Source organism: Phytobacter sp. V69 (genome assembly GCF_965644215.1).
Lineage (GTDB): Bacteria > Pseudomonadota > Gammaproteobacteria > Enterobacterales > Enterobacteriaceae > Phytobacter.
Genome location: NZ_CBFFRL010000308.1, coordinates 1 through 3,764 on the forward strand (window position 1 = coordinate 1; position 3,764 = coordinate 3,764).

The 3,764-nt window shown below is 53.4% G+C and carries 4 protein-coding genes and 1 pseudogene; 3 read left to right on the top strand and 2 right to left on the bottom strand.

Annotation, left to right across the window (positions count from 1 at the left end; all coding sequences use genetic code 11):
• Together ACSZPU_RS24200 and ACSZPU_RS24205 are read left to right on the top strand one after the other, a co-directional pair.
• Window positions 1-497: ATP-binding protein (locus ACSZPU_RS24200; RefSeq protein ID WP_499004103.1), on the top strand; the 497-nt coding region annotated here is incomplete at its 5' end.
• Window positions 498-509: 12 nt separating this feature from the next.
• Entirely contained in the window at window positions 510-1,238 is a 729-nt protein-coding gene (locus tag ACSZPU_RS24205) for a LytR/AlgR family response regulator transcription factor (protein WP_499004104.1), read from the top strand.
• On the opposite strand, the gene glk is transcribed toward ACSZPU_RS24205, so the two are convergent.
• Window positions 1,235-2,200 (bottom strand): glucokinase, encoded by a 966-nt coding sequence (gene glk / locus ACSZPU_RS24210; RefSeq protein ID WP_499004106.1) that lies wholly within the window; start codon window positions 2,198-2,200, stop codon window positions 1,235-1,237. The genes ACSZPU_RS24205 and glk overlap by 4 nt on opposite strands.
• A 204-nt stretch (window positions 2,201-2,404) precedes the next feature.
• On the opposite strand from glk, the pseudogene ACSZPU_RS24215 reads away from it, so the two are divergent.
• Window positions 2,405-3,036 (top strand): annotated as a pseudogene (locus ACSZPU_RS24215) (ion channel protein); the annotation flags it as partial.
• Between the two features lie 117 nt (window positions 3,037-3,153).
• Here the strand turns inward: ACSZPU_RS24215 and ACSZPU_RS24220 are convergent.
• Entirely contained in the window at window positions 3,154-3,636 is a 483-nt protein-coding gene (locus ACSZPU_RS24220) for a hypothetical protein (RefSeq protein ID WP_499004108.1), read from the bottom strand.
• Between the last annotated feature and the right edge of the window lie 128 nt (window positions 3,637-3,764).

The window sequence follows — 3,764 nt, forward strand, 5'->3', positions numbered from 1 at the left end:
AATTATCTTTCAATGGTCAAGCTGGGTTGCATCCGATTGTTTTACAAGAGGTTATGCAATTAAGGGACACAGCCTACATCGCCATTGAACAAGCCCGTTTTGGCGACAAGCTGACGGTAATTTATGACATTGATGAAGAGGTGAGCTGCGTAATTCCCAGCCTGCTGATTCAGCCACTGGTGGAAAACGCCATCGTCCATGGCATTCAGCCCTGTAAGGGAAAAGGGGTGGTGACCATCAGCGTGGCAGAGTGCGGCAACCGCGTGCGTATTGCCGTACGCGACACCGGCAACGGCATCTCTCCCGAGATGATCGCCCGTGTGGAGGCCGATGAAATGCCCGGCAATAAAATTGGTTTGCTCAATGTCCACCAGCGCGTGAAGTTACTGTATGGCGAGGGGCTGCATATCCGCCGCCTGACGCCAGGCACGGAGATTGCGTTTTATGTGCCCTTGCACACAACACCGGTGACCACGCCGGCCACGCTGTTGCCTTAACAGGAGATGTGAATGAAGGTCATCATTGTTGAAGATGAAATCCTGGCGCAACAGGAGTTGAGCTGGCTCATCAAAGAGCACAGCCAGATGGATATCGTGAGCACATTTGACGACGGTCTGGACGTGCTGAAATATCTGCAGCACAACAAGGTCGATGCCATTTTCCTCGACATTAATATCCCGTCGCTGGATGGTGTCCTGCTGGCGCAGAACATCAGCCAGTTCGCCCATAAACCCTTTATCGTGTTTATTACCGCCTGGAAAGAGCACGCGGTGGAAGCGTTCGAACTGGAAGCGTTTGACTACATCCTCAAACCTTACCAGGAATCGCGCATTATCAGCATGTTGCAAAAACTGGAAGCGGCATGGCAGCAACAAACTGGCACCAGTACCAGCCCTGCCCCACGGGAGAATGCCACCATCAACCTGGTGAAAGATGAGCGCATCATCGTCACCAGTATTCACGATATCTATTACGCGGAAGCGCATGAAAAGATGACGTTTGTCTACACCAGACGCGAATCCTTTGTCATGCCAATGAATATTACGGAGTTTTGCAGCAAGCTTCCGGCGGCGCACTTTTTCCGCTGCCATCGCTCCTACTGCGTTAATCTGGATAAAATTCGCGAGATTGAGCCCTGGTTCAATAACACCTATATCGTGCGGCTGAGAGACCTGGATTTCCAGGTGCCCGTCAGCCGCAGTAAGGTAAAAGAATTCAGGCAGTTAATGCATCTTTAGAGGTAATGTCCCAGCGTCTGGCGCAGGTGCGCGCCGGAACCCAGCAGGCCAGGGTTATCGTGGGTAATCAGGAAGACCGGGATGTCCTGAACGTAGGATCTAAAGCGACCTTTGTCTTCAAAGCCGCCGCGGAAACCGGAGGCGGTAAAGAAATCCAGGAAGCGCGGCACGATACCGCCCGCGATATAGACACCGCCAAAGGTACCGAGATTCAGCGCCAGGTTGCCGCCAAAACGCCCCATGATGACGCAGAACAGCGACAGCGCGCGACGGCAGTCGATGCAGCTGTCAGCCAGCGCACGCTCGGTGACGTCTTTCGGCTGCAGGTTTTCTGGCAGCCGCCCGTCCGATTTGACAATCGCACGGTACAGATTGACCAGACCTGGGCCGGACAGCACACGTTCGGCAGAAACGTGGCCGATTTCCGCACGCAGTTCTTCCAGAATAATGCCTTCTTCTTCGCTGTTCGGCGCGAAATCCACGTGTCCGCCTTCACCCGGCAGGCTGACCCAGCGCTTATCGACATGCACCAGGTGCGACACGCCAAGCCCGGTGCCCGCGCCATATACTGCGATAGGCTTGCCTTCAACCGGTTCACCGCCGCCGAACTGGGTCAGGTGTTCTTTTTTCAGCATCGGCACCGCCATGGAGACGGCGGTAAAATCGTTGATGATTTCCAGATGTGCGAAGCCAAGGTTTTTCTTCATCTCTGCGATAGAGAAGGCCCAGGTGTGGTTGGTCATGGCCACCCAGTCGCCGGTGATCGGGCAGGCGATGGCGATGCAACCATCCTTCACATCCACCTTATGCTCATCGAGGTACACGCGTACCACCGCCTCAAGGCTGGGATAGTCCAGACCGGAATAAGTTTTGGCCTGTGAAATGTCACCGCTGTTGAGATCGCATAACGCTAATCGTGCGTTTGTGCCGCCCACGTCCCCTACTAAAGCATATTTTGTCATTCTTTTACGGCTCCGCTAAAGTCAGAATAAATCTTTGGCACACTGTAAATTCAAGGCGCTGTAACGACAATGAACATAGCATGAGCGCCCCGGGATTATCGATCTCCGTCACAGATTAACGTAATTGTTTCAGCAACATTTGCACTCGTCGGACAATTTCCGCGAGCGTACCGTTGCCCTGTGCTCAGTTAAAAGGAAATGAACATGCTCCATCCGCGAGCCAGAACGATGCTGCTGGCGCTTCCCGCGCTGGTCATCGGCGTCGCCTCCAGCCTGGTGTTATTGCTGGTTATGAAAGTCGCCGCTGTGCTGCAATCGATACTCTGGAATGGACTGCCTTATCGCCTGGGATTTACCCCAGACTCCCCGTTCTGGGTGATCATGATGCTGACCCTGACCGGGGTGGCCGTCGGCCTGGTTATCCGTTATAGCGCGGGGCACGGCGGCCCGGATCCTGCAACCGAGCCGCTGATTGGCGCACCGGTGCATGTTTCCGCCCTGCCCGGCCTGCTGGTCGCTCTGATACTGGCCTGGCAGGTGGTGTCAGCCTAGGCCCGGAACATCCGATTATGGTGCTCAACATTGCACTGGCCGTCGCACTGGGTGGGCGCTTCTTCCCCCGCGTCGCGCCGCTTGACTGGACGATCCTCGCCTCTGCCGGAACCATTGGCGCGCTGTTTGGCACCCCCGTGGCTGCCGCGCTGATTTTCTCTCAAACGCTCAACTCCAGTACCGATCTGCCGCTGTGGGATCGGCTGTTCGCCCCGCTAATGGCCGCCGCCGCGGGTGCACTGACCACCGGACTGTTTTTCCATCCGCACTTCGCCCTGCCGGTGTAGCGCGGCGTTTTTTTTCGCATCAAAAAGCGAATTATTTTGCACAATAAAAAAGGATAAAAGGAATGAAGTTTTGCACTATGCAAAGTAAATCGCCGCTAAAAGCGGCGATTATTATTAAGAGGAAATTCCATAAGCTGTTTTCATCGACGAGACGAGTTCTGATAGCCGATTTTGCCCATGGGTGGTTGAAGCAAGAGACTCATTGAAAATGTAAGTATTTCCTACACCGGAGTCCTGTAACGCTGCTGCTGAGCGGGAGTAACCAATTGACCAGTAATTAGTGTCATCAACAGCCAAACCTGCTGTTTTTGTAACAATGGGGGAGTTAGCTCCATTGAGCCCAACTAAGGCTTGTTTCGTTGCTTCATCGTAGCAGGCTGTAAATATTGCCCATCCTTCAGTTACAGGCCCCGCTAATCTCGCCCAGGGAACCCCTGTATTAGAACCAGCTGATAGAATTTGTCCTTTGTAGGATGCATCCCCGGGTGTCGTGCTCAATCCATAATAACGCAACGCAGTGGCGATATAACCACTTACTCCCATAACCATAATTGGATTCATTGCGTTGACAACGGAATTGATAGTAGCAGCGCCCATATAGATAGCCATTGCGACAGTATAGGAATTAGAGGCGCTACCCGCGGGTAAATCTAGGCTGTGTCCCTTAATCACCTGAGTTATAGTAACTGTCTTTTTCAACAACATATTGAACTATGGCTCGCTAC